Origin of the sequence: Enterobacter cloacae complex sp. SYL001 (assembly GCF_049237025.1) — a bacterium.
Taxonomy (GTDB): domain Bacteria; phylum Pseudomonadota; class Gammaproteobacteria; order Enterobacterales; family Enterobacteriaceae; genus Enterobacter; species Enterobacter intestinihominis.
This window is the reverse complement of record NZ_JBMKJI010000010.1, coordinates 105,353-129,118: the sequence shown is the minus strand read 5'-3', so window position 1 is coordinate 129,118 and position 23,766 is coordinate 105,353. Positions and strand designations below refer to the sequence as shown.

Genomic DNA, 23,766 nt, shown 5'->3' with positions numbered 1-23,766 from the left:
ACCACCGCCGTATGTTCCCCTCACCCTAACCCTCTCCCCGGAGGGGCGAGGGGATTGCTCAGTGCTCGCATTAATTTGTGGGGAACCCTCAGCCCTGTGGGAGAGGGCTGGGGTGAGGGCATCAGGCCGCATTGGGCCTGATGACACACTTAGTTACGGAACGGATTCGTGCCGCTGCTGGCAGGTGAGGTGCTGCGTGCTGCCGCTGGCTGTGCAACCGGGGCGCTGCCGTTAGCGTTGAAGTTATCAACCGCGGCATCCTGCTCTGGATTTTCCGGCGCCACGCTGTCAGGCGACGTGGATACCGGTTTACCCAGCGTACTGTTCAGCATTTGCAGATCCTGCTCGTTCAGCGTACCCAGCGCCTGCTTGATGTTCAGCTGGTTAATCAGGTACTGGTAACGTGCGCTGGAGAGCTGCTGTTTCGCGTTATACAGTGTGGTCGTTGCGTCTAACACGTCAACGATGGTACGCGTACCGACGGAGTAGCCTGCTTCCATCGCGTCCAGAGAGCTTTGCGCAGAGACAACGGCCTGTTTGTAAGCGTTGATGCTACTGATAGAGGCATTGACGTTGTTAAAGGAAGAACGCACGGTCTGCACCACGTTGCGGTGCGCGCTTTCCAGCTGCTCGCTGGCACCCACAAAGTTGTATTGCGCCTGTTTCACCTGAGAGTTAACCATCCCGCCCTGGTACAGCGGCAGAGAGAAACTAAGGCCCACTTTGTTCTGGCCAACGTTGCTGTCGTCATAGGCCTGAGACGTCGTTTTAGACCCGCTGTAGCTGGTATCCGATACGCCGGTAGAGGCGCTCAGGCTCAGGGTTGGCAGGTGACCATCCTGTGCAAGGCGGATCTGCTCGCGTGCCAGATCCTGGCTCAGGCGCGCCTGCAATAAGGTCAGGTTACGGTTTTCCGCTTCTTTCAGCAGAGCATTAACCGCCTGCGGTTTGTCCGTTTTGAAACTGTCCACGTTCAGAGAGGCCAGCTCAGGATAGTAGTTACCGGTGACCTGACGCAGTGCTTCCAGTGCGTTGTCGAGGTTGTTACGTGCGGTCACTTCGTTAGCCAGTACGGTATCGTACTGTGAACGGGCGTTCTGCACGTCAGTGATCGCAACCAGACCCACATTAAAACGCTGGGTGGTTTGATCTAACTGACGGTAAATCGCCTGTTTCTGCGCTTCGGTATAGGAGAGCGCGTCAATCGCGCTCAGCACCTGGAAATAGGCGGTCGCGGTATTCAGGATCAGCGTTTGCTGATCGGTCTGATAGGTGACATCCTGAATGCCTGCGCTCTTTTCCTGCAAACTCAGTTCACGCCATTTGGACATGTCGAACAGGGTCTGTGTAAGCTGTAAAGAGGCGCTGGTGGCATTCGAGTCGATGCCATTGTTATCGCGAAAACCGTTAGTGTAGGTATAATCTGCACCTAAGCCTAACTGCGGCAGCAGTGGACTACGTGCTTCGTTAATCTTTTCAAACGCAGCATCACGATCGGCCGCTGATTTACGTAAATCAGGGTTGCCCAGACGTGCCTGCTGGTAGACCTGTAACAGGTTCTCTGCCTGGCTCATTGCACTGAAGCCCGTCAGGCTCAGGCCGATAAGGATGGGGAGCAATTTCTTCATTTGCATTCCTTGTTGTGAAGCAGTATTAGCGCTGATCTAATTAAAAATAATTGCCGATTCTAACAGAATCATCCACACCAAAAGGTTGGCGTAACGTGCCATCTGGCGGTAATTTGCTCCAATCTACCATATAGCCATACAAACGGCAGCCAAACAGCCTTGAAATTCACAATTTCATCACCATTGCTACCAGGACTCGACCGATGCAAAAACCAGAAAACGTGCCTGTCACCTTCGCCAAAAACGATGTAGAAATTATTGCACGAGAAACGCTTTATAGCGGTTTTTTTTCAATGGAACTTTACCGTTTCAGGCATCGCCTGTTTAACGGTGAAATGAGCGGTGAAATCAAACGCGAAATTTTTGAGCGCGGGCATGCGGCAGTCTTGCTACCCTTTGACCCAGTGCGTGATGAAGTCGTGCTGGTCGAGCAGGTCCGTATTGCGGCGTATGATACCAGCGAAACGCCGTGGTTGCTGGAGATGGTGGCCGGGATGATCGAGGAGGGTGAGTCGGTCGAAGACGTTGCTCGCCGTGAGGCGCTGGAAGAGGCAGGCCTGGCGATCGGTCGGACGAAACCGGTGTTGAGCTACCTGGCAAGTCCGGGGGGAACAACGGAACGCTCATCTATTATTGTGGGCGAAGTGGACGCCACGACAGCGAAAGGGATCCACGGTCTGGCAGATGAAAACGAAGATATTCGGGTTCATGTGGTGAGTCGGGAGCAGGCTTACCAATGGGTAGAAGAGGGTTTAATCGACAACGCAGCGTCTGTCATCGCCTTGCAATGGCTGCAACTGCATCATCAGAATTTACGAAACGAGTGGAAAAAATGAAGCGCTATACACCTGACTTCCCAGAAATGATGCGCCTGTGCGAAACCAATTTCGCCCAGCTGCGCCGCCTGCTGCCGCGAAACGACGCGCCCGGCGAAACGGTAAGCTATCAGGTGAGCAACGCGCAGTATCGGTTAACGATAACAGAATCAACGCGCTACACTACGCTGGTGGAAATTGAGCAAACGGCGCCGAGCATCAGCTACTGGAGCCTGCCGTCGATGACGGTACGTCTTTATCATGATGCGATGGTCGCTGAAGTGTGTTCAAGCCAGCAGATCTTTCGCTTCAAAGCGCGGTATGATTATCCGAATAAAAAGTTGCATCAACGCGACGAAAAGCATCAAATTAACCAGTTTTTAGCCGACTGGCTAAGATATTGTTTAGCACATGGAGCAATGGCGATTCCGGTTTGTTAGCGTCATAAACCTACCTAAGGACACCATTTGGAAAGCCTGTTGAACCTGACTGTTGCTGGTGGGGCGCCAGTCAGGATATTACAAATCACCGACACCCACCTTTTTGCCGAAAAGCATGAGACGCTTCTGGGCGTGAACACCTGGGAGAGTTATCAGGCGGTTCTTGACGCGATCCATGCTGAAAAGCGGCCATGCGATCTGATCGTCGCGACAGGCGATCTGGCGCAGGATCAATCCTCCGCAGCCTATCAGCATTTCGCCGAAGGAATTGCGAGCTTTAGTGTGCCTTGCGTCTGGCTACCGGGCAATCACGATTTTCAGCCCGCCATGTACAGTTCGCTTCAGGAGGCGGGGATTTCGCCGGCAAAATGTGTCTTTACGGGGGACCAGTGGCAAATTCTGCTCCTCGACAGTCAGGTGTTTGGCGTTCCGCACGGTGAGTTGAGCGACTATCAGCTTGACTGGCTGGAGACAAAACTGGCCGCCGAACCGAATCGTAATACGCTGCTGTTACTGCATCATCATCCGCTGCCGGCGGGCTGTAGCTGGCTTGATCAGCACAGCTTACGCAACTCTGCGGCGCTGGATAGCGTGCTGGCGAAATTCCCGCGCGTGAAAAATTTGCTGTGTGGGCACATTCACCAGGAACAGGATCTTGACTGGAACGGTCGCCGCCTGCTCGCGACGCCGTCCACCTGCGTGCAGTTCAAGCCCCATTGCGCTAACTTCACGCTGGACACCATCGCACCGGGCTGGCGCTGGCTGGACCTGCATGCCGACGGCTCGCTGACCACCGAAGTGTGCCGTCTGGCTGGCGCGCAGTTCCGCCCGGATACCGCTTCAGAAGGCTATTGATGTCGACGCTCCTCTATCTGCACGGGTTCAACAGTTCTCCGCGTTCCGCAAAGGCGACGCAGTTTCGCCAGTGGCTGAGCGAACATCATCCGCACGTGGAGATGATTATTCCGCAGCTGCCCCCTTATCCGGCGGACGCGGCAGAAATGCTGGAATCGATTGTGCTTGAACACGGCGGCGAATCGTTTGGCGTTGTTGGCTCGTCCCTCGGCGGCTACTACGCCACCTGGCTGTCGCAATGCTTTATGGTGCCCGCTGTCGTCGTTAACCCGGCGGTCCGGCCATTTGAGCTGTTAAGGGACTTTCTTGGCGAAAACGAGAACCCCTACACCGGCCAACAATATGTGCTAGAGTCACGCCATATTTACGATCTCAAAGTTATGCAGGTCGACCCGCTTGAAGCGCCCGATCTTATCTGGCTGCTGCAACAGACGGGAGATGAAGTGCTGGATTACCGCCAGGCAGTGGCGTATTACGCATCCTGCCGCCAGACTGTAGAAGAGGGCGGAAACCATGCTTTCACGGGCTTTGAAGATCATTTCACCCAGATTGTCGATTTTCTTGGACTGCACAGCCACTGACAATCAATGCGAATTGCTAGCTTAAATCATGACGCAAACCTATAACGCTGATGCCATTGAGGTACTCACCGGGCTTGAGCCGGTTCGCCGCCGCCCGGGGATGTACACCGATACGACGCGCCCAAACCACCTGGGCCAGGAAGTAATTGATAACAGTGTGGACGAAGCGCTGGCAGGTCATGCCAAACGCGTGGACGTTATCCTGCACGCCGATCAGTCGCTGGAAGTCATCGACGATGGCCGCGGCATGCCGGTGGATATTCACCCGGAAGAGGGGGTTCCTGCCGTTGAGCTGATCCTCTGCCGTCTGCATGCGGGCGGTAAGTTCTCCAACAAAAACTACCAGTTCTCTGGCGGCTTGCACGGCGTGGGGATCTCCGTGGTTAACGCCCTGTCAAAGCGCGTGGAAGTGAACGTCCGTCGCGACGGCCAGGTGTATAACATCGCGTTTGAAAACGGCGAAAAAGTGCAGGATTTGCAGGTCGTCGGGACGTGCGGTAAACGCAACACCGGCACCAGCGTCCATTTCTGGCCTGACGAAAGCTTCTTCGACAGCCCACGCTTTTCTGTTTCCCGCCTGACGCACCTGCTGAAAGCCAAAGCGGTGCTGTGCCCAGGCGTAGAAATCACCTTTAAAGATCACGTTAACAACACCGAACAGAGCTGGCGCTACGAAAAGGGTCTGAACGACTACCTGTGCGAAGCGGTTAACGGCCTGCCGACCCTGCCGGAAAAACCGTTCGTCGGGAATTTCGAAGGTGATACCGAGGCGGTGGACTGGGCGCTGCTGTGGCTACCTGAAGGCGGTGAGCTGCTGACGGAAAGCTACGTCAACCTGATCCCAACGCTGCTCGGTGGGACGCACGTCAACGGCCTGCGTCAGGGTCTGCTGGATGCGATGCGCGAGTTCTGCGAATACCGCAACATTCTGCCGCGCGGCGTGAAGCTTTCCGCAGAAGATATCTGGGACCGCTGCGCCTACGTGCTTTCCGTGAAAATGCAGGATCCGCAGTTTGCCGGTCAGACTAAAGAGCGCCTGTCGTCACGCCAGTGTGCGGCGTTTGTTTCCGGCGTGGTGAAAGATGCGTTTACCCTGTGGCTGAACCAGAACGTTCAGGCCGCAGAAATGCTGGCTGAAATGGCGATCTCCAGCGCCCAGCGTCGTCTGCGCGCGGCGAAGAAAGTGGTGCGTAAAAAACTGACCAGCGGCCCCGCGCTGCCGGGCAAGCTGGCGGACTGTACCGCCCAGGATCTCAACCGCACCGAGCTGTTCCTGGTGGAAGGGGACTCGGCGGGCGGATCGGCCAAGCAGGCGCGCGATCGTGAATATCAGGCGATCATGCCGCTCAAGGGTAAGATCCTGAATACCTGGGAAGTCTCGTCTGATGAAGTGCTGGCCTCGCAGGAAGTACACGATATCTCGGTGGCGATCGGCATCGATCCGGACAGCGACGATCTGAGCCAGCTGCGCTACGGCAAGATCTGCATTCTCGCGGATGCGGACTCCGATGGTCTGCACATCGCCACGCTGCTGTGCGCGCTGTTCGTGAAGCACTTCCGCACGCTGGTGAAAAACGGTCACGTCCACGTGGCGCTGCCGCCGCTGTACCGTATCGACCTTGGCAAAGAAGTCTACTATGCGCTGACGGAAGAAGAGAAAGCGGGCGTGCTGGAACAGCTGAAGCGCAAGAAGGGCAAACCGAACGTGCAGCGCTTTAAAGGGCTGGGCGAGATGAACCCGATGCAGCTTCGCGAAACGACGTTGGATCCGAACACGCGCCGTCTGGTGCAGCTGACGATCAGCGACGAAGACGAACAGCAAACCAACGCCATGATGGATATGCTCCTTGCCAAGAAACGTTCGGAAGACCGACGTAACTGGCTGCAGGAGAAAGGCGATATGGCGGATATTGAAGCCTGATGCTGAAAAAGCCCTGCGATGCAGGGCTTTTTTTTGCCCGGTGGCGCTGTGCTTACCGGGCCTACGATCGATCCCCTCGCCCCTCTGGGGAGAGGGTTAGGGTGAGGGGAACGCCTCGCACTGACGTCAAAACTCCATCTTCACCGTAAACTGCACTTCACGCGGGTCGCCAATCTGGTTGCCCAGGTTGTTGGACGCAATCGACGACGTGTAGTAGGTCTTATCAAACAGGTTTTTCACGTTCACCTGTAGCGTCACCGGATATTGCAGCTTCATTTTGTACGCCGCAAATGCATCCGCTACGAAATAGCCCGGCAGATAATAATCCGCACCGTTAGTCGCTGAACGACGGCTCACGCCGTGCCCGCCGCCGCCAATTGTCAGCGTATTCCCGGCAAACGCATTGTGAATATCGTACGTCAGGAACAGGGAGCCGGTATGGCGCGGCACGTTCGGCAGCGGTTTGCCCGCGTAGTCCGGGTCTTCCAGCACCTTCGCATCGGTATAGCCGTAGCTGGCGATAATGTTGGTGTTCTCTGTCAGCGATCCGGCGAGATCCACTTCGACACCCTGCGAGCGCACGCGGCCCGCGGTTTTGGCGACGGTTTCATCACCGATGCTCTCGGTGTACAGCACGTTGCGCTTGTGGATATCAAACAGCGCGATGTTGGCAGTAATGCCGTCGAACAGGTCGAATTTAGCGCCTATTTCATACGCGTTCGACGTTTCCGGCGGCAGGTCGCCGATGTAGCTCGCAATGGACGACTGCGGCATAAACGTCTGGGAATAGTTAGCAAACAGGGAGACTGCCGGCGTGAGCTTGTATACCAGGCCCAGCTTCGGCGTCCACTGGTCGTCGCGGCTGTCGGTGTTGACGTTAAACGGACGGCCTTTGCCCGCGTACTGGGTGTAATACTGGTAGCGCAGTCCGGCAACGGCGATCCATTTATCGGTCAGGTACAGCGCGTCCTGCGCGTAAGCGGAGTAGCTCTCCTGCTTGATGGTTTGATCACTGTCGGATGCCGAGACGGTGGTGCACTTGCCGAGGCTGCCGTAGCTCGGGTTGTAAATATTGAAACCCTTAACGTTCTTACAACGGATCATGTCCGTACGCAGCAGATCGTAATTCTCATACGACACGCCGGTCAGGATCTCATTGTAAAAGCCCGCGATGTCCACGTTCCCCTGCAAATCTGCCCGCGTTGTGTGCATACGCTGGGTCGAACCCTGGGTCGCATCCACGCGGCGGGTCAGGTTGCCGGTTTTTGAATCGTAGGCCATCACGCGAGCCTGGTTATCGCTGTACTTATCCTGGCTGTAGCTGTAGTCGAACTTCGCGGTCCACTGGCTGTTAAGGCGATACTCCGCGTTAAGCTGAGCGAGGTCGGACTGACCGTCGGTCACGTTAAATGGCTCATCAAAGCGGGTTTTGCGATCGACGTCGACGGCCTTTTTGGTGTTGAGATCGAAGATCGTTCCGCGATCGAACGGCGTTTTATAGTCGCGATGCGAATAGAGCACGGTCACGGTGGCATCATCGCCGAACCAGGTCAAAGACGGGGCGATAAAGGTGCTGCGTTCGGTGCCGAAATTACGCCAGTAATCCTCGTCCTGATACTCCCCCGTCAGGCGATAGGCCAGACGCGTACCTTCAATCGGACCGGTGACGTCAAACTGTCCGGTACCGCCGCCAAAGCTGGTTGATGTGGCAGAAATCGAGCCGCCGAAGGTTTTCTCCGGGCGTTTGGTCACCACGTTAATCAGGCCGCCGGGGTCGAGAATACCGTAAAGGGTCGAGGCCGGGCCTTTTAGCACCTCCACGCGCTCGGTTGCGGCATTGAAGCTGCGCGGCAGCACGGTGCGCAGGCCGTTGGTCATGATCGAGCCATCGCGGTTTGCGCCGAAGCCACGGCGCACGAAGGCATCCTGCGTGCCGCCCAGGGTGTTGGTCTGCACCACGTTGCTGACGTTATACAGCGCCTCGTCGAGCGTGGTCGCGTTTTGGTCTTCCAGCACTTTATCGCTGACGGTATTGACCACCTGCGGGATGTCCAGCATCGGCATGTTGGTCAGCGTGGCGGTGGAGGTGTTCAGGGGCTGATAGCCGCTGGTGGCGTCGGTGGAAGCGTAAGGGTCGGCAGTGACGGTAAGCGTCTCACCGTCTTTTGCTGCTGCGTGCACCAGAGGCGCCATGAACAGGAGTGAAAAGAGCGCGCGCCCTTTTACCCCGGCGAATGAAGGTGTGAACTTAGCCATTACATCTGTTTTCCCAAAATATCCTGCGATGAAATGCTCGCGGAAGAATGTGTGAGTCATTGCCCTTACGGTCTGTCCGTTAGCCTCTACGGCATCGGACTTGTAATTGAGAATCATTCAAGCATGAGGGGATGTAGTAGTAAATGGAATAAATAAAAATTTCGCTACAGAGGTTTCTCTCTGGCTAATACGCGTTGGTTTCTTTTTTAAGGCATTGAAAATAGTTGATAAAAATGAATTTTAATTTGTGCAGTGATGCTCAGTTATCCCTGGGGTTTACAGGGTGTATCTTCGCTTGACTACTACATGGCGCGGCGGCAAACTCACAAAAGAGAATGAGTTTTATTTTTATTTGTTGGTTTTTTTTCTTACGTTGGCGTTCACGTGGCTCACTACATCAAAAAGCCGGGACTGGTTCTTGAGAACCTCTCCGCGGGTTACCAGAAAAAAATCATCGTTGATGATATCTCCCTTGCGATCCCCCAGCAGAAAATGACTGTTCTGGTGGGCGCAAACGGCTGCGGAAAATCGACGCTGTTAAGTACCCTCGCGCGGCTGCTTCAACCGCTCGGCGGCAGCGCGGTGCTGGACGGCAAAGCCATCCACTCGCAGCCAACCAAAGCGGTCGCCCGCCAGCTCGGGATCCTGCCGCAGTCTCCGCTGCTTCCAGAAGGGTTAACCGTATTTGAGCTGGTCTCGCGCGGACGTTTCCCCTGGCAGAACGTGATGCGCCAGTGGAGCGAAGAAGACGAGCGGGCCGTGGAGGAGGCGTTACGCCTGACCGGAACGGCAGAGTTTGCCCATCATCTGGTTGAAAGCCTGTCCGGCGGCCAGCGCCAGCGCTGCTGGATCGCCATGGTGCTGGCGCAGCAAACGCCCTACATCCTGCTGGATGAACCCACGACGTACCTCGATCTTCGCTACCAGGTGGAGATCCTCGAACTGCTGCACACGCTGACGCGCCGGCACGGGCGCACCGTGGTGGTGGTTCTGCACGATCTCAACTTCGCCGTGAACTACGGTGATTCGCTGGTCTTTTTACGTAAGAGAAAGGTTGAGGGGGTACTGCATGAGGGCGACGCCTGCACGCCGGAGCTGATCAAAGCGGTGTTTGATGTCGACGTGCATATGTCGGTTAACCCGCTGACCGGCAAGCCGTTCTTTATGCCGTTCCGTCAGGCTGTCGACAAACCATGATGCGCACGTCTGTGGCCTTTATTCTGTTTACGCTGCTGCTTCTGGCAGGCGCGATTGCGCACCTGAGCATCGGGGCGCGCGTTATCGCCCCCCGGACGGTAGTAGACGCATTTTTCCACTTCGACCCGCGCAATTTTGAGCATAGCGTGATCGTCAGGCTGCGCTTGATGCGGCTGTGCGCCGCCCTGGTGACGGGCGCGGCGCTCGGCGTCGCGGGCGTGCTGCTGCAGTCAGTGATCCGCAACCCGCTCGGCGAGCCGCATATCCTGGGGCTAAATGCAGGGGCGGCGCTGGCGGTGGTGCTGACGAGTGCCCTCGGGCTGTCGCTGCCGTTTGGCCGCCCTCTGATAGCCGCAGCCGGCGCCGCCGCGCTCTTTTTGCTGGTGCTAACGTTCTCCTCATCCGGGCGTACCGGTCTCACGCCGATGAAGGTCACGCTGTGCGGCGTGGCGATGTCGGCATTTGCCTCATCGATAACCGCCACGGTGTTGATTCTGGATGAACAGACGCTGCTGGCCATGCGGACCTGGCTTGCGGGGGATGTGGCGGGAGTCATCGGCGAGACGACCGCTAGCGCCGCGGGGGCCGCTGCCGTGGGTTTTGCGCTGGCGCTCTGGCTGTCGCCGTCGCTGAACATGCTGGCGCTGGGGGACAGAATGGCGCAGGGGCTTGGCGTGTCGCTGCTGAAAACGCGCCTGCTCGCGCTGCTGGCCATCGCCCTGCTGTGCGGCGCGGCGGTTTCAGTTGCCGGACCGATCGGGTTTATCGGACTCGTTGTGCCGCAGCTGATTCGCCGTCTGGTATCGGTGGACCTGCGCGTGATGGTGCCGCTCTCAGCCCTCTGCGGGGCGCTGGTTCTGCTGATGGCGGATATCGCCGCCCGCACGCTGTTTACGCCGTATGAGCTGGCAACCGGCGTGATGACTGCGCTGGTCGGCGCGCCGGTCTTTATCCTTATGGCGTCAAGGATGTTCAAATGAACCGGGCTGGATTGAGGGCAGTACGATTTTCCTCCTTCTCGGCGCTGGTTCGCCCGAGGGCGCTGCTGTATCTGACCGTTTTAACCCTTGCCGTTTTACTGCTGCTAAGTTTTGGCCTGACGCACGGCTCGCTGCCCATTCCTGCTTCCGCCATCGGACGTGCGCTGTTTTATCCTGAACGTCTGACGGCGGATGCGCATTACATTGTGATGGATATCCGCCTGCCGCGCCTGCTGATGGCGGTGCTGTGCGGCGCGATGCTCGGCATGGCGGGGGCGGCCATGCAGTCCATTACCCGCAACGGCCTTGCTGACCCCGGACTTATCGGCGTGAAAGAGGGCTGTAGCGCGGCGGTGCTGCTGCTGATTTTTCAGTTTCCGGGATTGGGGCCGTACTGGCGTCCACTTATCGGCATGGCCGGTGGGCTGCTGACCGCGCTGCTGGTAGTGGCGCTGGCGCGTGATATCTCGCGCCCGCGATTCATCCTGATCGGCATCGGCGTGTCATGGGCGTTTGCCGCCGCGATGGGGGTCTTTATGACGACCGCCGACGTGCGCGACGTCCAGACGGCGATGCTGTGGCTGGCGGGGAGTCTGCATGCGGCAAGCTGGACGCTGGTCAGCATCGCTGCTGCCTGGACAGTGCCGGCGTTTGCGCTGCTGCTCTTAACCGCGCGCGCCGCAGACGTAGCCTTGCTCGGCAACCACACTGCGACGGGGCTGGGCGTGCGGACTTCACGCCTCGCGCTGCTGCGCGTGTTTGCCCCCGTGGTGCTCACCGCGGCCTGCGTCTCCTGCGTGGGGAGTATCGGCTTTGTCGGGCTGATTGCCCCGCACATGGCGCGCCTGCTGCTGCGCGGAGGGCAAACGGCACTGCTGACGGGAAGTGCCGTACTGGGCGCGCTGCTGGTGCTGCTGGCGGATAACGTCGGGCGGCTGGCATTTCTCCCGTTGCAGCTGCCGGCGGGAATTGTCATTTCACTGATTGGCGGACCGTTTTTCCTGCTGCTGCTCTGGCAGCGTCGGGATCGATTTTAGGGGATAGAAATGCGCGTATTTTTTGCAATGCTGGTGCTGGTGGGATTTGCTGCAGGAGCCGCAGAGCCAACGCAGACGTTTACTGACGACCTGAACCGCAAAGTGGTGGTGCCGGTTAACCCGAAGCGGATTGTGTCCCTGCACGACCTGGATATCACCATTCCGCTGATCGAGCTTGGCGTACCGCCGGTTGCCAGCCATGGCCGTACCCGACCGGACGGCAGCCATTTTCTGCGCTCCAGCGGCATGCTGACGGGCATCGATTTTGATAATTCCGACATCACATTCATCGGCACCGCCGATATCGATATTGAAGCCATCGCCGCGGCGAAGCCGGATCTTATCATCACCGAGCCGACCCGCAACACGCCGGTCGAACAGCTGGAAAAAATTGCCCCGACGGTGAGTATCGATCACCTCGACGGCGGCGCGCCGGAGATCTACCGCAAGCTGGCGCAGCTTACCGGGACAGAGGCGCGGCTGAAGATTCTGGAGCGTCGCTATCAGGAGCAGATCGAGGCGCTAAAGGCGACCATCGATACGAGCAAACTGACCGTCTCGGTGATTCAGGCCAATCAGGGCAAAATCAACGCCATGCACAGCTACCACTCGCTTGGGCGCGTGCTGCGCGACGCAGGGTTCAGGTTCCCGCCGCTGATTGAGAGCATCCCGGAGGGCGGGCGCATCGACGTCAGCGCCGAGCGTCTGCCGGAGCTGGATGCTGACTTTGTCTTTGCAACCTGGCGCGGGGACACCGGCGGAAAACCGCAGGACGAGCTGGCGGCGATGGATGCGGTGATGCCGGGCTGGTGTCAGTTTCTCAACGCCTGCCGAACCGGGCATTACGTGCTCATCTCCCGCGAGGAAGCGATCTCAAATTCATTTGCCTCGCTGGGGCTGATGGCCGCGCAGGTGCAGTCGCAGATAGCGGGCCGTCCGCTGCCGGAGGCCGCAAGATGATCCGAAAAATTGATGTCTACGGCGACCGCCTCCGCTCGCGGGCGCACCAGCTGACGCCGCGCCTGCTGCAGGTGGCGAGCTATATCAATGAAAATCGTGAAGCGGTTATGGAGCAGACGGCAATGGAGATTGCCGCTGTGCTACACACCTCGGACGCCACCGTGGTACGTGCCATTCAGGCGCTTGGGTTTGGCGGGCTGCGGGATCTCAAGCAGACCCTGGAGCAGTGGTTTGGCCCGGTGGTCACCTCCAGCGAGAAGATGTCCACGACGGTAAACACGCTTACCAGCGACGTCGACGCGAGCATCGATTTTGTGCTGGAAGGCCATCAACACACCTGCGCGGTGTTGTCCGAACCGGGCAACCGCTACGCGATGGCGCAGGCGGTGTCGCTGCTGGCGCAGGCGAGACAGGTCGCTATTTTTGGCATTGGCGCATCCGGCATTCTGGCTGAGTACACCTCGCGACTGTTTAGCCGTATAGGCCTGCCTGCGATCCCGCTCAACCGCACCGGTATTGGCCTCGCCGAACAGCTGATTGCCCTACAGCGCGGTGACGTGCTGGTAATGATGGCGCAAAAATCCGCGCACCGGGAGGGACAGACCACGCTGCGCGAAGCGAAGCGCCTGGGTATTCCCACCATTTTGCTGACCAACGCCACTGACTCGCGCTTTAGCAAAGAGGCAAGCGTAGTGATCCACGTCCCGCGCGGCGGCGAGAAGGGCAAAATCCCGCTGCACGGCACGGTGCTGCTATGCCTGGAGATGATTATTCTGTCCGTCGCCTCCACCGAGCCGCAGCGCACCATCAAGTCGATGAAGCGCATCAACGAGTTACACCGCGGATTAAAGCCGGGCAAGAAGAGCGGTTGATTTTCCCCCTTTCCCCGTGGGTGCGGGCGTCAAACCGCACGATGGTTCTTCCTGTACTGCAGCGGCGTCTCGCCAATCCCTTTTTTAAACGCGCTGATAAACCACGTCACGTCGGAAAAACCCGTCTGTGCGGCAATGTCACGCACGCTCGAATCAGTGTGGAGTAAACACTCACACGCCTTACGCAACCTTAGCGTATTCAGGTAGTCGTGAATTTTTTCGCCCGTTTCCGCATGGAATTTTCGCGATACGTAGCTGCGGGATTTTCCCAGCTCATTGGCCAGCGCATCCAGACGAAATTTCTCCTGATAATGCTCGTCGAGCCAAAACATCACCTGGCTGGCGATCCCCTGGCTGTTTCCCGGCTCGCCGTCGCGATCGTCGGGCAGCATCGCGAACAGGCCGATCAGCAGGCTGGCGATGCTCTCGCCGTTCATCGGCGGTTTATAGCAGCTAAACAGATGGTCGATATGATGATGGAAGTGGGCTAAATCGGCGACCCACGCTTCGCCGCCACGGCGTGACAGCCGCTCCAGACGCTGCCGGGTCTGGGGAAAATCCCGCAGGATCTTCAGCACCGCGTGCTGGTCGAGATGAATAATGGTGCGGCGGTAAATTGCCTCCGCCTGTTCGTCCACCATGACCTTGTGCAGCGTAAAAGGCGGGAAGAAAAACAGCCGTCCGGGGCGCATGGTGTAGTGACGATTATCGACAATCGCCACCCCAAAGCCCTCTTCCACATAGAGGATCTCCAGACACTGGTGCCAGTGATGGTAGCGCACGGTATTGGCAAACAGGCGGCTGAACGAGGCCACGGTATCGTTCAGGGCGATCAGTTCCAGAAGATCGGATGTCGGCGTGTCGCTCATAGTGCAATAAAACTCAACTTTTTCCCGTCTGACCGTCTTTATAAACCACCTTTTTAAATTTTCTCAACTGGAGGTTTATTCATCGTTCATGCCTGTGACACGGCTAACATTTCTGCCCCTTGCGGATTCACTATGCTTTGCCGCAGTTGATTACGAGGGCGAACCGATGTGGGCGGCAAACAAAGAAAAATCAAATCCGTTGTCTTCACGCCAGGAGGTAGTGGCGTCGTTGAATGCACTTTTACAGGCGCTGGATACGCAATTTCCGGCGAACCGTTCACGATTCTCGCTGGGTGATACCTGCGCCCATTACACAGCGGATATTGTGCAGATGGAGGGACTTTCCCGCGCGCTGTGGGGGCTGTTCCCGCTGATGGCATCCGGCGAAAGCACGCCGTTCAGCGAGAAGTACCTTACTGCCATTAAGCTTGGTACCGACCCGCAAAGCACCGGCTACTGGGGTGAAACCGGCCCGTACGATCAGCGTCTGGTAGAGATGGCGGCCTACGGTCTGGGGCTCGCTCTGCTGGGAGATAAACTCACCGCGCACTTTACCGGGCGCGAGGTGATTAACCTGCACGCGTGGCTCAACCAAATCACCGACGCGCAGATGCCGGACAGCAACTGGAACTATTTTGCCATTATGGTCCAGCTCGGCTTTAAGCGCGCCGGCCTGCCGTACGATCAGGCCGCCATTGACCACCGCTTTGCGCTGATGGATGCCTACTATCTCGGCGACGGCTGGTACTCCGACGGTCCCGGCCGCCCGAAAGACTATTACATCTCCATGGCTTTCCATTTTTACGGCCTGATTTACGCCACCCTGAGTGACGACGAGGCGAGGGCAAAGGTGCTGCGCGAGCGCTCGCGTCTGTTCGCGGAAGACTTTATCTACTGGTCCGCCGCCGATGGTGCCTCGGTGCCGTTTGGCCGCAGCCTGACCTACCGCTTTGCCATGGTTGCCTTCTGGAGCGCGGTGGCTTTTTCTCAGCTGGACGTCTTCACCCCGGGTATCGTGAAGGGCATTGTGCTGCGGCATCTGCGCTGGTGGCAGCAGCAGTCGATTGTCGATCGCGACGGTATTCTTACCCTGGGGTTTGCGTATCCGAACCTGGCGATGTGCGAGGATTACAACTCCCCCGGTTCACCGTACTGGGCGCTGAAAACCTACCTGATCCTGGCGCTGCCGGAGGCGCATCCGTTCTGGCAGGCCGACGAGCAGCCGCTGCCCGCGCTTGCTGAAAAACATGTGATCCCGCATGCGCAGCAGATCCTGATGCATTCGAAAGATTCGCAGCACGTCGTCATGCTCACCGCTGGTCAGCTGGAGCTGAATAACTACGTCAACACCGAAGCGAAATACACCAAATTTGCCTACTCCAGCCGCTTCGGATTCACCATTGAGCGCGGGCGTTTTGGCCTGAAGCATGCCGCCTGCGATTCCATGCTGCTGCTGGCGGACGAAGATGACTATTTCCGCGGTCGTCGCGAGTGCGAAGAGGTTCGGGTGGATGAACATTACATTTTCTCGCGCTGGTCGCCGTGGCGCGACGTGCAGATTGCGACCTGGCAGATCCCGTTCGGGGAGTGGCACCTGCGCCTGCACCGCATCAACAGCGCGCGCACTCTGCAAACCGTCGAGGGCGGCTTTGCGGTGATGAAAACCGCCCACCAGGTGCGCGATCGCGGTTGTTATCTGATGGCTGAAAACGGCAGCAGCGTCATTGTCGATCTTTCGCCGGTCATTCACCGCCAGCCAGACAGCATCGTCACGCCGCCGAACAGCAGCATTATGTTTGCGGAGTGCGCTTCCATTCCGTTGTTAAAGGCCGACCTCCCGCAAGGGGAAAGCTGGCTCTGTTGCGCCGTTCTGGCTGACGGAAAACAGCCCGTTGCGGCGACGCCGCAGCTGAATATAACCCATAGCCGGGTCGTCATTAGCGAACCCGGAAGCGAACGTAAGCTGTCGTTCACATTATAAAAATCTGGCCCTACACGTCGGCGAGGATGATATGAAAAGCACATCGACAACTAACAGAACTGAATATTACAAAATCAGTAGCTTTATCTTTCTCTATTTCTTTACCTGGTCTGCCAGTATTGGACTGCTGGCGATCTGGCTTGGCCAGAAAGCCAATCTCAGCGGCTCGGTGATTGGAACCGTTTTTGCGGTGAACGGGATATTCTCCGTTATTCTTAAACCGATCTACGGCTATATTCTCGATAAGATCGGCATGAGCAAATACCTGCTCTATTTTGTGGTGATCATGTCGGCCCTGATGGCGCCGTTCTTTATTTACGTATACCAGCCGCTGTTAATGTCTAATACCCTGCTGGGGATTATTATCGGCGCGCTCTATTTAAGCTTTGCCTGGTACGCGGGTGTGGCGGCGTGCGAATCGTATTCTGACCGCTTTAGCCGCTTAAACGGCATGGAGTTCGGGCAAATTCGCATGTGGGGTTCGCTCGGCTGGGCGGTGGCATCGTCCTTCTCCGGCCTGCTGTTTAACCTCTCACCGGCGTATAACTTTATTCTCGGCAGCGTGGCGTCGGTGGTGATGCTGATCGTCCTGCTGAGCCTGAAAGTGAACACTAACTCCATTCACGCGGGCGAGGTGCTGACGAAAGAGAAAATCGCCCCGTCAGACGTTTACGCCCTGCTGCGAAACCGCAAATTCTGGGCCTTCTGCCTGTACGTGGCGGGCGTGGCGTGGATGATGTTTATCGCCGAACAGCAGTTCTCGCGCTATTTCGTCACCTTCTTCGATGATATTCATGAGGGCAACGCGGTATTCGGTTATCTCGGGACCGTGCAGTCGGGCATGGAATTTGTCATGTATATGGTGGTCCCGCTGTTTGTGAACTTTATTGGCGCCAAACGCGGGCTATTAATTGTCGGGCTGGTGGTCGGGGCGCGTCTGATTATTTCCGGCATGTGTGATTCTCACCTGTTAATTTCAGTGCTTAAGCCGCTGTACGGTCTGGAAATTTGTCTCCTGCTGGTGTCGGTATTTAAATATATCGCCGAGCATTTCGACAAGCGCGTCAATGCCACCATGTATTTACTCGGCTATCAGGCAATGCTCTACGTTGGCAACGTGGTGGTCTCTTCCCCAGCCGGGTATATGTATGACCGTATTGGCTTTGAGCACACCTATATCATCATGGGCGCAACGGCGCTGACCTTTACCCTTATTTCTGCTTTTACGTTATCCGCCTGTCAGAGCAAATGGCGCGGGGCTCGTGCGCTGAACGTAGCAGAAACGTCAACACGATAAATTACGCCGTCAAAGAAGGAACCGAAATATGTTAAGTCGTATCAAAGAAGAACGTCTGCCTGTTATCGCTGCGCCCGTTGACTCCCGCGCATTCAGCGATGAACTGAATTCGGCGCGCAGCCACGTTCTGGACCTGATTAGCCGTCATTTAACGGAGTTCGGCGACAAATTCCCGGCGGAAACCTGCCAGAACGGTTTTTATCCGCTGACTGACAACGTGGAGTGGACCACCAGCTTCTGGACCGGGCAGCTATGGCTGGCATGGGAGATGAGCGGCGAGGAAAAATTCCGCGCGATGGCGGAAAAACACGTGCGCTCGTTTGGCCTGCGCATCGCCGGGCGCAACGACACCAACACCCACGATTTAGGCTTCCTCTACACGCTCTCCTGCGTAGCCGCGTGGCGGCTGACCGGAAACCGCGAGGCGCGCGGCTTCTCGCTGCTGGCGGCGGAAGCTCTGCTGGAACGCTTCCACGAGAAGGCGAAGATCATCCAGGCGTGGGGCGATCTCTCCGATCCGGACCAGGCCGGGCGGATGATCATCGACTGCAACATGAACCTGCCGCTGCTCTACTGGGCAACGGAGCAGACGGGCGATCCGCGCTTTGCCGACGCCGCAAAAGCGCACGTCATGCAGGCGGCGACGTACCTCATTCGTGACGATGCCTCCACATTCCACACCTACTATATGGATGTGACAACCGGCGCACCGCGCTACGGCAACACCCAGCAGGGCTACGCCGACGACTCCTGCTGGTCACGCGGGCAGGCGTGGGGAATTTACGGCTTCCTGCTGAGCTATATCTATACCGGCGACGAGACGATGATCGCCCTGTCAAAACGGCTGGCGAACTACTTCCTCAATCGCCTGCCCGAAGACTACGTCTGCCACTGGGATCTGGCGCTGGTGGGCACCGACGCGCTGCGTGATTCTTCCTCGGCGGCGATTGCGGTATGTGGGCTGCTGGAGCTGGTGAAACACCTGCCGGTCACGGATCCGGATCGCGAGCGCTATATGGAGTGGGCTAAAGGGATTATGTCGTCACTGACGAAACACTATCTGATGGGGAGAGAAGAAAAGGGCAACGGGCTGCTTAAACACTCGGTTTACCACCTCGGGAGCAACAAAGGCGTGGATGAGTGCGCAAGCTGGGGAGATTACTTCTACGTTGAGGCGCTGGTGCGTTTCACCCGGAGCTGGAAACTGTACTGGTAACTGGCCGGGGGATTACCATCCAAGCACGTCTTTAATGACGCGCCGGTAGGGCGTATCAAGCTGGGCAGGCACGCGGCAAATATAGTCCCGCGCATGGCTGCGGGTCTCTCCGCTGAGGCCGTCGAGATAAGCGATGGCTTCGTCCACGGCAGGAACCCTGCCTTCCTGTGACGCGCTTCTCGGCGGGAGCCCGGTCCAGATGATCGCTTCAATACCTTTCTCCCTGGCCCATGTTGTCAGGATACCCGTGTCGCGTCCGGTGATTAGCAGCGAGCCAATACCATCGCAGCGATCCTCGGGAATGGCTTCGCGCTCACGCAAAGCGCGGCAGGCCACGCTCAACGTTGTGGCCTCCAGCCATGCCCAAAGCACCGGCACGGCAGGGGCATTCATACAGATGGCGGTCGCCAGTTCACCGCCATCGCTGACCCGACAGAACTCGACGGGCAAAGAAGGCCCGTCGGTCTGCCACTCACCGGCTACCGGTAACGCGCCGCTTTTCCAGATTAACGAACCCCAGCCAAGACAAGCTATTTTCATTCTGTTCCTCTGCGCGACGTGAACCGACTGTTTTAGACGTTATGCTTTAGGAATACGCAGCGTCTGGCCGGGATAGATTTTATCGGGGCTGGAGAGCATAGGGCGGTTAGCCTCAAAAATCTTGTTGTACTGGTTAGCATCGCCGTACACGGTTTTAGAGATCGCGCTCAGGGTATCGCCGGATTTTACCGTATAGTAAGTAGCTTCATCTTTGGCATCTGTCGCGGTGATGTTGTTCTCCACCTCGCTGACGCCTGCGATGTTGCCGACGGCGACCTGGATTTTTTCTTTCTGCTCCTGCGTCAGCCCGTCGCCCGTCACGCTGGCTTTGCCGTCGGTGACGTCAACCTGAACCTTATCGGAACCGGGAATGTTGAGTTTCTTGAGGTGCTCGGTGATTTTGTCGCTCTGACCCTTATGATCGGTCAGATTGTCCCACAGCTTTTCGCCTGCTTCTTTTACGAAATTAAAAAGACCCATTCCATCCTCCTGTTTAACATGAAGTCAGAATAAGCATAGCAGTTGAGTGTTAAGGTGATAAAAAAAGCCCGGTGGCGTTAACGCTTACCGGGCCTGGGAGGGAAGTTGTAGGCCGGGTAAACGCAGTGCCACCCGGCAAATTTCACAGAACTTAAACCCCTTGCTCCAGAATACGGATATGGGTTTCCAGAACGTCCCCTTTCACCGCGTCGCTCCACGCTTTCATATGCGCGGTCTGCAAATGCGCTTCAAGGTGCGCGACGGTTTCCCACTGCTCAACCATGATGATCGAGTCTGGCGCGGTCGCCTGGAAGCTTGCGCTGGTGGCGGCGTCCACCATTGGCGCGTAGCCGTGGCAGCCTTCTTCTTTCAGTACGGTCGGGATGATCTTTGCGAACTCATCCAGCACCGCCTGGCGGTGATGTTGGCCAGGACGCGTACGGATTTCAGCAATAACGGTAAGCATAATTAACTCCTTCTAATTCCAGGCTACCAGTTAAGCAAAAATTTCCGCGAGATGCTTGCGATATTCTGCGATATAGCGTGGGACGTCCGGCATTTTAATTACGTCATTGACGATAAAGGTCGGCAGCGGCTCCATAGCCAGGAACTGATTCGCCTTGTGGAATGGCAGATACGCGCCGTCTACGCCTACGCCTTCAAAGAACTGATCTTGCTCGGTGAACGCTTCAAGCGGGGCATTCCAGGTCAGGGAGAGCATGTATTTCTTGCCCTGCAACAGGCCGCCGGAACCGTATTTTTTAGACGCGTCTGAGCGGGTGCGGCCGTCGCTGGCATACAGCGAACCGTGACCTTCGGTAAACACATCGTCCATGTATTTTTTCACGGTCCACGGTGCGCCCATCCACCAGCCCGGCATCTGCCAGATAACCACGTCGGCCCACAGGAAGTTCTGCACTTCGGCCTTCACGTCGTAATCGCTGTCCGCGCGCACGACCTTAACATCATGTCCGGCGTCGCGCAGGAAACCATCCGCGACCTCGGTCAGGGTGTCATTGAGCTGGCCTTTAGAGTGCGCAAATTCTTTCGCGCCGTTGATAATCAGAATGTTGCTCATTATTTGTCCTCGATGCTGAGAGTATGCCAGGTATTCTACGCGCGAGGACGGAGCGGAAAAATAAGCAAAATGTGCAAAGTCTTTTGCGCTCATCGCAATAATGGCTACCAGCTGACGGTCACCTCAAAGCCCCCTTCAGGCGCATTGCCCAGCGAGACGCGCATCCCGTGTAACGCCGCGATGCGCTTCACGATAGACAACCCCAGACCGCTGCCGGTGGCGTCCTGGCCCGGTGGACGATAAAAGCGCTCGCCGAGACGCGCCAGCGCATCGGTTGAAATGCCCGGGCCGTTGTCGCGCACGGTAAAGCTTTGGGTGTTCAGCGTCACGTCCACCACGCTGCCGCGCGGGCTGTAACGAACGGCGTTGTCCAGCAGGTTACGCGCCAGCAGGCTCAGCAATAGCGGCTGTCCGTGACGCATCACCTCGGGCGCGTTGACGTTGAGCCGAATATCAATGCCCGCCTGCTGCGCCGGATGCCAGATATCCAGCACCGCGGATTGCAGCAAATCGGCCATCATCACGGGTTCGACGTCATCAAGATTATCCAGTGAATCCAGGCGCGACAGGGTGAGAAGCTGATCCACCAGCCGGGAGGCGCGGTCGATGCCCGCATGCAATTGCCCCAGCGCTTTAGACTGCGCCCCGGGATCGTCAAGGGAAAGCTGCGCCACGTCGGTTTGCACCTTCAGCGCGGCCAGCGGGCTGCGCAACTCATGAGCGGCATCCGAGGTGAAGCGGCGCTCGCGGGCCATCATCTCCTGCGTACGGGCGAAAAGATGGTTAAGCGCATCAAGCAGCGGGCGAACCTCCGTCGGCACGCCGTGGGTGGGCAGCGTATCGGTCGCATCCGGCGAGCGTGAACGCAGGGTCTGCGCCAGGTTTTTCAGCGGTTTCAGTTCCCGGCTCAGCAGGACAATCAGCAACAGCAGCATTACGGGCAGCGCCACCAGCCACGGCGTCAGCTGCGAGCTGACCACGTCCAGCGCCATATCCTGTCGGTACTCCCACTCCTGGCCAACCACCACGCGGTATTTCCCGTCCGGGGAGGTCAGCCACAGGAAACGCCATTCGTCGTTGTCATCCTGCAACCGACCGTCATCAAATCCGTCCCGGCGGTAGTGATAAGGTATGTCGCGCCCGTTCTCACCGTCGTTAAGCACCATGCTGCCGTCTGCGGTGAAGATTGCGAAGGCCAGCGCATCGTCGTCAAGATGGCCGTGTTTGGCTTTTTTCGGCACCTCGCGCATGCGTTCCGGGGCGCGGAGTTCGTCCACGTCCATCGTCAGCAGCCGTTTGGCAAACAGCATCTGCTGGGTATCGAACAGCTTATCGAGCTTGTCGGTCGTCTGGTGCCAGGCCACCACGCTTGCGGCAAACCAGGCCGCCAGGGACAGCAGCAAAAAGAGGAGCGTCAGGCGCAGCTTCAGGCTCAGGCGTTGGGTCAGTTTCATGCGTCACCCAGGGTATAACCGATGCCGTGCACGGTGCGGATAAATTCGCTGCCGAGCTTGCGGCGTAAATGATGAACGTGGACTTCGACGGCGTTGCTGGAGACGTCATCATCCCAGTTGTAGAGTTTCTCTTCGATGGCCTTGCGCGGCAGCACGCGGCCCGCGTTGCGCATCAGCAGTTCCAGCAGGGCGAACTCTTTGGGTTTGAGCACCAGCGTTTCGCCCTCCAGCGTGGCGACAAGACTTGCCGGATCGAGCGTGACCTTGCCGTGACGCAGCTCGCTGCGCGCCTGCCCGTGGCTGCGGCGCACCAGCGCTTCGAGGCGGGCTGCCACTTCAATCAGCGCGAACGGCTTACACAGGTAATCATCCGCCCCCAGGCGTAACCCTTCGACGCGCTGATTCAGCGCATCCCGCGCGGTGAGGATCAGCACCGGTTCGCTCTTACCGCTTTCGCGCCAGGCGCGCAGGATCTCAAGCCCGTCGATTTCCGGCAGCGTCAGGTCCAGCACCACGGCATCGTACGGCGCGGTGTACAGGGCCGCCTGCCCGGTTTTACCGTCGGTAAACCAGTCCACGTTAAAGCCCATTTTGCTTAAGCCCGCTTTGATGCCATCGCCGATGAGCTTGTCGTCTTCTACCAGTAAAATGCGCATATTTCCTCCTTGATGCCGTCAGTAAACCTTCTGCAAGCGCCTGCTGTACAGTAAAAATAAATAAATTTTCCCCTTAAGAAGTTGTTAAGGTTTACCCTGTTTAATGGATTGTGAAACGACATTAAAGGGAGAGATTAAGATGAAAAAATACGCTGCAATTGCTGCCATTATGATGATGACCACTGCCCCTGTTTTTGCTGCACAGGGTGGCTTCTCTGGCCCATCTGCGACACAGACCCAGACGCAAACCCAGCAGGGTGGCTTTGTCGATAATAACGCCAACCTCACTACCGCGGCTAAAGTCAAAGATATGAAGGACGACAGCTGGGTGAAGCTGCGCGGTAATATTACCGAGCGCCTGTCCGATGACCGTTACACCTTCCGCGATGAAAGCGGCACGGTGGTGGTGGAGATCGACCACAAGCGCTGGAACGGCGTGACGGTGACGCCACAGGATAAAGTCGAACTCCAGGGTAAAATCGATAAAGACTGGAACGAGTTTGAAATCGACGTGAAGCAGGTTATCAAGCTGAACAAATAACCCGGAAAGGGCCGCATGAGCGGCCCTTTTTCTTTGTGACTCAACTCGCCAGATGAGGTAGTATCTGCGGCAATATTGCCTGAAACCCATCGGTTTCTGAGTTGAGGAATTA

23 protein-coding genes are annotated in these 23,766 nt (G+C 57.4%); 14 read left to right on the top strand and 9 right to left on the bottom strand.

Going from position 1 to position 23,766, the window contains the following annotated elements; all coding sequences use genetic code 11:
* Positions 1–149 precede the first annotated feature (149 nt).
* Positions 150–1,628 carry an outer membrane channel protein TolC gene (gene tolC, locus ACOTZP_RS12160; protein ID WP_022649426.1) on the bottom strand — a complete coding sequence of 493 codons (1,479 nt, stop codon included), beginning with the start codon at positions 1,626–1,628 and terminating at the stop codon, positions 150–152.
* A 203-nt stretch (positions 1,629–1,831) separates the two neighbouring features.
* Here tolC and nudF point away from each other — a divergent pair, with 203 nt between their 5' ends.
* The 5 genes from nudF to parE are packed head-to-tail and all read left to right on the top strand — an operon-like array spanning position 1,832 to position 6,240.
* Complete coding sequence (gene nudF / locus ACOTZP_RS12155; protein WP_350366763.1) at positions 1,832–2,464, top strand: ADP-ribose diphosphatase; 633 nt, start codon at positions 1,832–1,834, stop codon at positions 2,462–2,464.
* The gene (locus ACOTZP_RS12150; protein ID WP_003862516.1) at positions 2,461–2,883 is read left to right on the top strand and encodes a DUF1249 family protein; all 423 of its coding nucleotides are present in this window, start codon (positions 2,461–2,463) and stop codon (positions 2,881–2,883) included. Before nudF ends, ACOTZP_RS12150 begins: the two co-directional genes overlap by 4 nt.
* Positions 2,884–2,910: 27 nt before the next feature.
* Positions 2,911–3,738: a 3',5'-cyclic-AMP phosphodiesterase gene (gene cpdA / locus ACOTZP_RS12145; RefSeq protein ID WP_023298619.1), complete on the top strand. Its 828-nt coding sequence runs from the start codon at positions 2,911–2,913 to the stop codon at positions 3,736–3,738.
* Complete coding sequence (yqiA, locus tag ACOTZP_RS12140; RefSeq protein ID WP_022649423.1) at positions 3,738–4,319, top strand: esterase YqiA; 582 nt, start codon at positions 3,738–3,740, stop codon at positions 4,317–4,319. Before cpdA ends, yqiA begins: the two co-directional genes overlap by 1 nt.
* A gap of 28 nt (positions 4,320–4,347) precedes the next feature.
* Positions 4,348–6,240 carry a DNA topoisomerase IV subunit B gene (gene parE / locus ACOTZP_RS12135; RefSeq protein WP_023306966.1) on the top strand — a complete coding sequence of 631 codons (1,893 nt, stop codon included), beginning with the start codon at positions 4,348–4,350 and terminating at the stop codon, positions 6,238–6,240.
* A gap of 126 nt (positions 6,241–6,366) precedes the next feature.
* Here parE and ACOTZP_RS12130 read toward each other — a convergent pair whose 3' ends face one another.
* On the bottom strand, positions 6,367–8,496 hold the full coding sequence (locus tag ACOTZP_RS12130; RefSeq protein ID WP_271075125.1) for a TonB-dependent siderophore receptor: 2,130 nt from the start codon (positions 8,494–8,496) through the stop codon (positions 6,367–6,369).
* Positions 8,497–8,880: 384 nt separating this feature from the next.
* Between ACOTZP_RS12130 and ACOTZP_RS12125 the strand changes: the two genes are divergently transcribed.
* Genes ACOTZP_RS12125 through ACOTZP_RS12105 form a run of 5 tightly spaced genes read left to right on the top strand, consistent with a single transcriptional unit; the run spans position 8,881 to position 13,542 of the window.
* A complete protein-coding gene (locus tag ACOTZP_RS12125; RefSeq protein WP_271075126.1) occupies positions 8,881–9,693 on the top strand; it encodes an ABC transporter ATP-binding protein in 813 nt (270 codons plus the stop codon).
* Positions 9,690–10,673 carry a FecCD family ABC transporter permease gene (locus ACOTZP_RS12120; RefSeq protein ID WP_022649420.1) on the top strand — a complete coding sequence of 328 codons (984 nt, stop codon included), beginning with the start codon at positions 9,690–9,692 and terminating at the stop codon, positions 10,671–10,673. Before ACOTZP_RS12125 ends, ACOTZP_RS12120 begins: the two co-directional genes overlap by 4 nt.
* Positions 10,670–11,710, top strand: a complete 1,041-nt coding sequence (locus tag ACOTZP_RS12115) for a FecCD family ABC transporter permease (RefSeq protein ID WP_058677020.1) — start codon at positions 10,670–10,672, stop codon at positions 11,708–11,710. Before ACOTZP_RS12120 ends, ACOTZP_RS12115 begins: the two co-directional genes overlap by 4 nt.
* A 9-nt stretch (positions 11,711–11,719) precedes the next feature.
* Complete coding sequence (locus ACOTZP_RS12110; RefSeq protein ID WP_023306962.1) at positions 11,720–12,670, top strand: iron-siderophore ABC transporter substrate-binding protein; 951 nt, start codon at positions 11,720–11,722, stop codon at positions 12,668–12,670.
* Positions 12,667–13,542 carry a MurR/RpiR family transcriptional regulator gene (locus tag ACOTZP_RS12105; protein ID WP_015571883.1) on the top strand — a complete coding sequence of 292 codons (876 nt, stop codon included), beginning with the start codon at positions 12,667–12,669 and terminating at the stop codon, positions 13,540–13,542. The genes ACOTZP_RS12110 and ACOTZP_RS12105 overlap by 4 nt, the downstream gene beginning before the upstream one ends.
* Positions 13,543–13,571: 29 nt before the next feature.
* Here ACOTZP_RS12105 and ACOTZP_RS12100 read toward each other — a convergent pair whose 3' ends face one another.
* A complete protein-coding gene (locus ACOTZP_RS12100) occupies positions 13,572–14,411 on the bottom strand; it encodes an AraC family transcriptional regulator (RefSeq protein WP_154052027.1) in 840 nt (279 codons plus the stop codon).
* 166 nt (positions 14,412–14,577) lie between these two features.
* Between ACOTZP_RS12100 and ACOTZP_RS12095 the strand changes: the two genes are divergently transcribed.
* From ACOTZP_RS12095 to ACOTZP_RS12085, 3 genes are read left to right on the top strand one after another with little or no spacing between them, the layout of a single operon-like run.
* On the top strand, positions 14,578–16,392 hold the full coding sequence (locus ACOTZP_RS12095; RefSeq protein ID WP_271075127.1) for a DUF2264 domain-containing protein: 1,815 nt from the start codon (positions 14,578–14,580) through the stop codon (positions 16,390–16,392).
* Positions 16,393–16,423: 31 nt separating this feature from the next.
* Positions 16,424–17,689, top strand: coding sequence for an oligosaccharide MFS transporter (locus tag ACOTZP_RS12090; RefSeq protein WP_022649415.1), 1,266 nt, complete (start codon positions 16,424–16,426; stop codon positions 17,687–17,689).
* A gap of 28 nt (positions 17,690–17,717) precedes the next feature.
* Positions 17,718–18,905: a glycoside hydrolase family 88 protein gene (locus ACOTZP_RS12085; protein WP_023298612.1), complete on the top strand. Its 1,188-nt coding sequence runs from the start codon at positions 17,718–17,720 to the stop codon at positions 18,903–18,905.
* Between the two features lie 12 nt (positions 18,906–18,917).
* On the opposite strand, the gene ACOTZP_RS12080 is transcribed toward ACOTZP_RS12085, so the two are convergent.
* The 6 genes from ACOTZP_RS12080 to qseB form a co-directional block, all read right to left on the bottom strand.
* Positions 18,918–19,445, bottom strand: a complete 528-nt coding sequence (locus ACOTZP_RS12080; protein ID WP_023298611.1) for a hypothetical protein — start codon at positions 19,443–19,445, stop codon at positions 18,918–18,920.
* Between the two features lie 39 nt (positions 19,446–19,484).
* Positions 19,485–19,925 (bottom strand): peptidoglycan-binding protein LysM, encoded by a 441-nt coding sequence (gene lysM / locus ACOTZP_RS12075; protein WP_022649412.1) that lies wholly within the window; start codon positions 19,923–19,925, stop codon positions 19,485–19,487.
* A gap of 151 nt (positions 19,926–20,076) precedes the next feature.
* Positions 20,077–20,391, bottom strand: a complete 315-nt coding sequence (locus tag ACOTZP_RS12070) for a putative quinol monooxygenase (RefSeq protein WP_003862506.1) — start codon at positions 20,389–20,391, stop codon at positions 20,077–20,079.
* 30 nt (positions 20,392–20,421) lie between these two features.
* On the bottom strand, positions 20,422–21,003 hold the full coding sequence (locus ACOTZP_RS12065; protein ID WP_022649411.1) for an NAD(P)H-dependent oxidoreductase: 582 nt from the start codon (positions 21,001–21,003) through the stop codon (positions 20,422–20,424).
* Between the two features lie 104 nt (positions 21,004–21,107).
* Positions 21,108–22,457, bottom strand: a complete 1,350-nt coding sequence (gene qseC, locus ACOTZP_RS12060; protein WP_023306956.1) for a quorum sensing histidine kinase QseC — start codon at positions 22,455–22,457, stop codon at positions 21,108–21,110.
* Complete coding sequence (qseB, locus tag ACOTZP_RS12055; protein ID WP_022649409.1) at positions 22,454–23,113, bottom strand: quorum sensing response regulator transcription factor QseB; 660 nt, start codon at positions 23,111–23,113, stop codon at positions 22,454–22,456. The genes qseC and qseB overlap by 4 nt, the downstream gene beginning before the upstream one ends.
* Before the next feature lie 139 nt (positions 23,114–23,252).
* Between qseB and ACOTZP_RS12050 the strand changes: the two genes are divergently transcribed.
* Complete coding sequence (locus ACOTZP_RS12050) at positions 23,253–23,654, top strand: YgiW/YdeI family stress tolerance OB fold protein (RefSeq protein WP_022649408.1); 402 nt, start codon at positions 23,253–23,255, stop codon at positions 23,652–23,654.
* Positions 23,655–23,766: the final 112 nt, after the last annotated feature.

Excerpts from the sequence above, each read along its gene's own strand:
- tolC (WP_022649426.1), bottom strand. The coding sequence starts at position 1,628 with ATGAAGAAATTGCTCCCCATCCTTATCGGCCTGAGCCTGACGGGCTTC.
- nudF (WP_350366763.1), top strand. The coding sequence starts at position 1,832 with ATGCAAAAACCAGAAAACGTGCCTGTCACCTTCGCCAAAAACGATGTA.
- ACOTZP_RS12150 (WP_003862516.1), top strand. The coding sequence starts at position 2,461 with ATGAAGCGCTATACACCTGACTTCCCAGAAATGATGCGCCTGTGCGAA.
- yqiA (WP_022649423.1), top strand. The coding sequence starts at position 3,738 with ATGTCGACGCTCCTCTATCTGCACGGGTTCAACAGTTCTCCGCGTTCC.
- parE (WP_023306966.1), top strand. The coding sequence starts at position 4,348 with ATGACGCAAACCTATAACGCTGATGCCATTGAGGTACTCACCGGGCTT.
- ACOTZP_RS12130 (WP_271075125.1), bottom strand. The coding sequence starts at position 8,496 with ATGGCTAAGTTCACACCTTCATTCGCCGGGGTAAAAGGGCGCGCGCTC.
- ACOTZP_RS12120 (WP_022649420.1), top strand. The coding sequence starts at position 9,690 with ATGATGCGCACGTCTGTGGCCTTTATTCTGTTTACGCTGCTGCTTCTG.
- ACOTZP_RS12115 (WP_058677020.1), top strand. The coding sequence starts at position 10,670 with ATGAACCGGGCTGGATTGAGGGCAGTACGATTTTCCTCCTTCTCGGCG.
- ACOTZP_RS12110 (WP_023306962.1), top strand. The coding sequence starts at position 11,720 with ATGCGCGTATTTTTTGCAATGCTGGTGCTGGTGGGATTTGCTGCAGGA.
- ACOTZP_RS12105 (WP_015571883.1), top strand. The coding sequence starts at position 12,667 with ATGATCCGAAAAATTGATGTCTACGGCGACCGCCTCCGCTCGCGGGCG.
- ACOTZP_RS12100 (WP_154052027.1), bottom strand. The coding sequence starts at position 14,411 with ATGAGCGACACGCCGACATCCGATCTTCTGGAACTGATCGCCCTGAAC.
- ACOTZP_RS12095 (WP_271075127.1), top strand. The coding sequence starts at position 14,578 with ATGTGGGCGGCAAACAAAGAAAAATCAAATCCGTTGTCTTCACGCCAG.
- ACOTZP_RS12090 (WP_022649415.1), top strand. The coding sequence starts at position 16,424 with ATGAAAAGCACATCGACAACTAACAGAACTGAATATTACAAAATCAGT.
- ACOTZP_RS12085 (WP_023298612.1), top strand. The coding sequence starts at position 17,718 with ATGTTAAGTCGTATCAAAGAAGAACGTCTGCCTGTTATCGCTGCGCCC.
- ACOTZP_RS12080 (WP_023298611.1), bottom strand. The coding sequence starts at position 19,445 with ATGAAAATAGCTTGTCTTGGCTGGGGTTCGTTAATCTGGAAAAGCGGC.
- lysM (WP_022649412.1), bottom strand. The coding sequence starts at position 19,925 with ATGGGTCTTTTTAATTTCGTAAAAGAAGCAGGCGAAAAGCTGTGGGAC.
- ACOTZP_RS12070 (WP_003862506.1), bottom strand. The coding sequence starts at position 20,391 with ATGCTTACCGTTATTGCTGAAATCCGTACGCGTCCTGGCCAACATCAC.
- ACOTZP_RS12065 (WP_022649411.1), bottom strand. The coding sequence starts at position 21,003 with ATGAGCAACATTCTGATTATCAACGGCGCGAAAGAATTTGCGCACTCT.
- qseC (WP_023306956.1), bottom strand. The coding sequence starts at position 22,457 with ATGAAACTGACCCAACGCCTGAGCCTGAAGCTGCGCCTGACGCTCCTC.
- qseB (WP_022649409.1), bottom strand. The coding sequence starts at position 23,113 with ATGCGCATTTTACTGGTAGAAGACGACAAGCTCATCGGCGATGGCATC.
- ACOTZP_RS12050 (WP_022649408.1), top strand. The coding sequence starts at position 23,253 with ATGAAAAAATACGCTGCAATTGCTGCCATTATGATGATGACCACTGCC.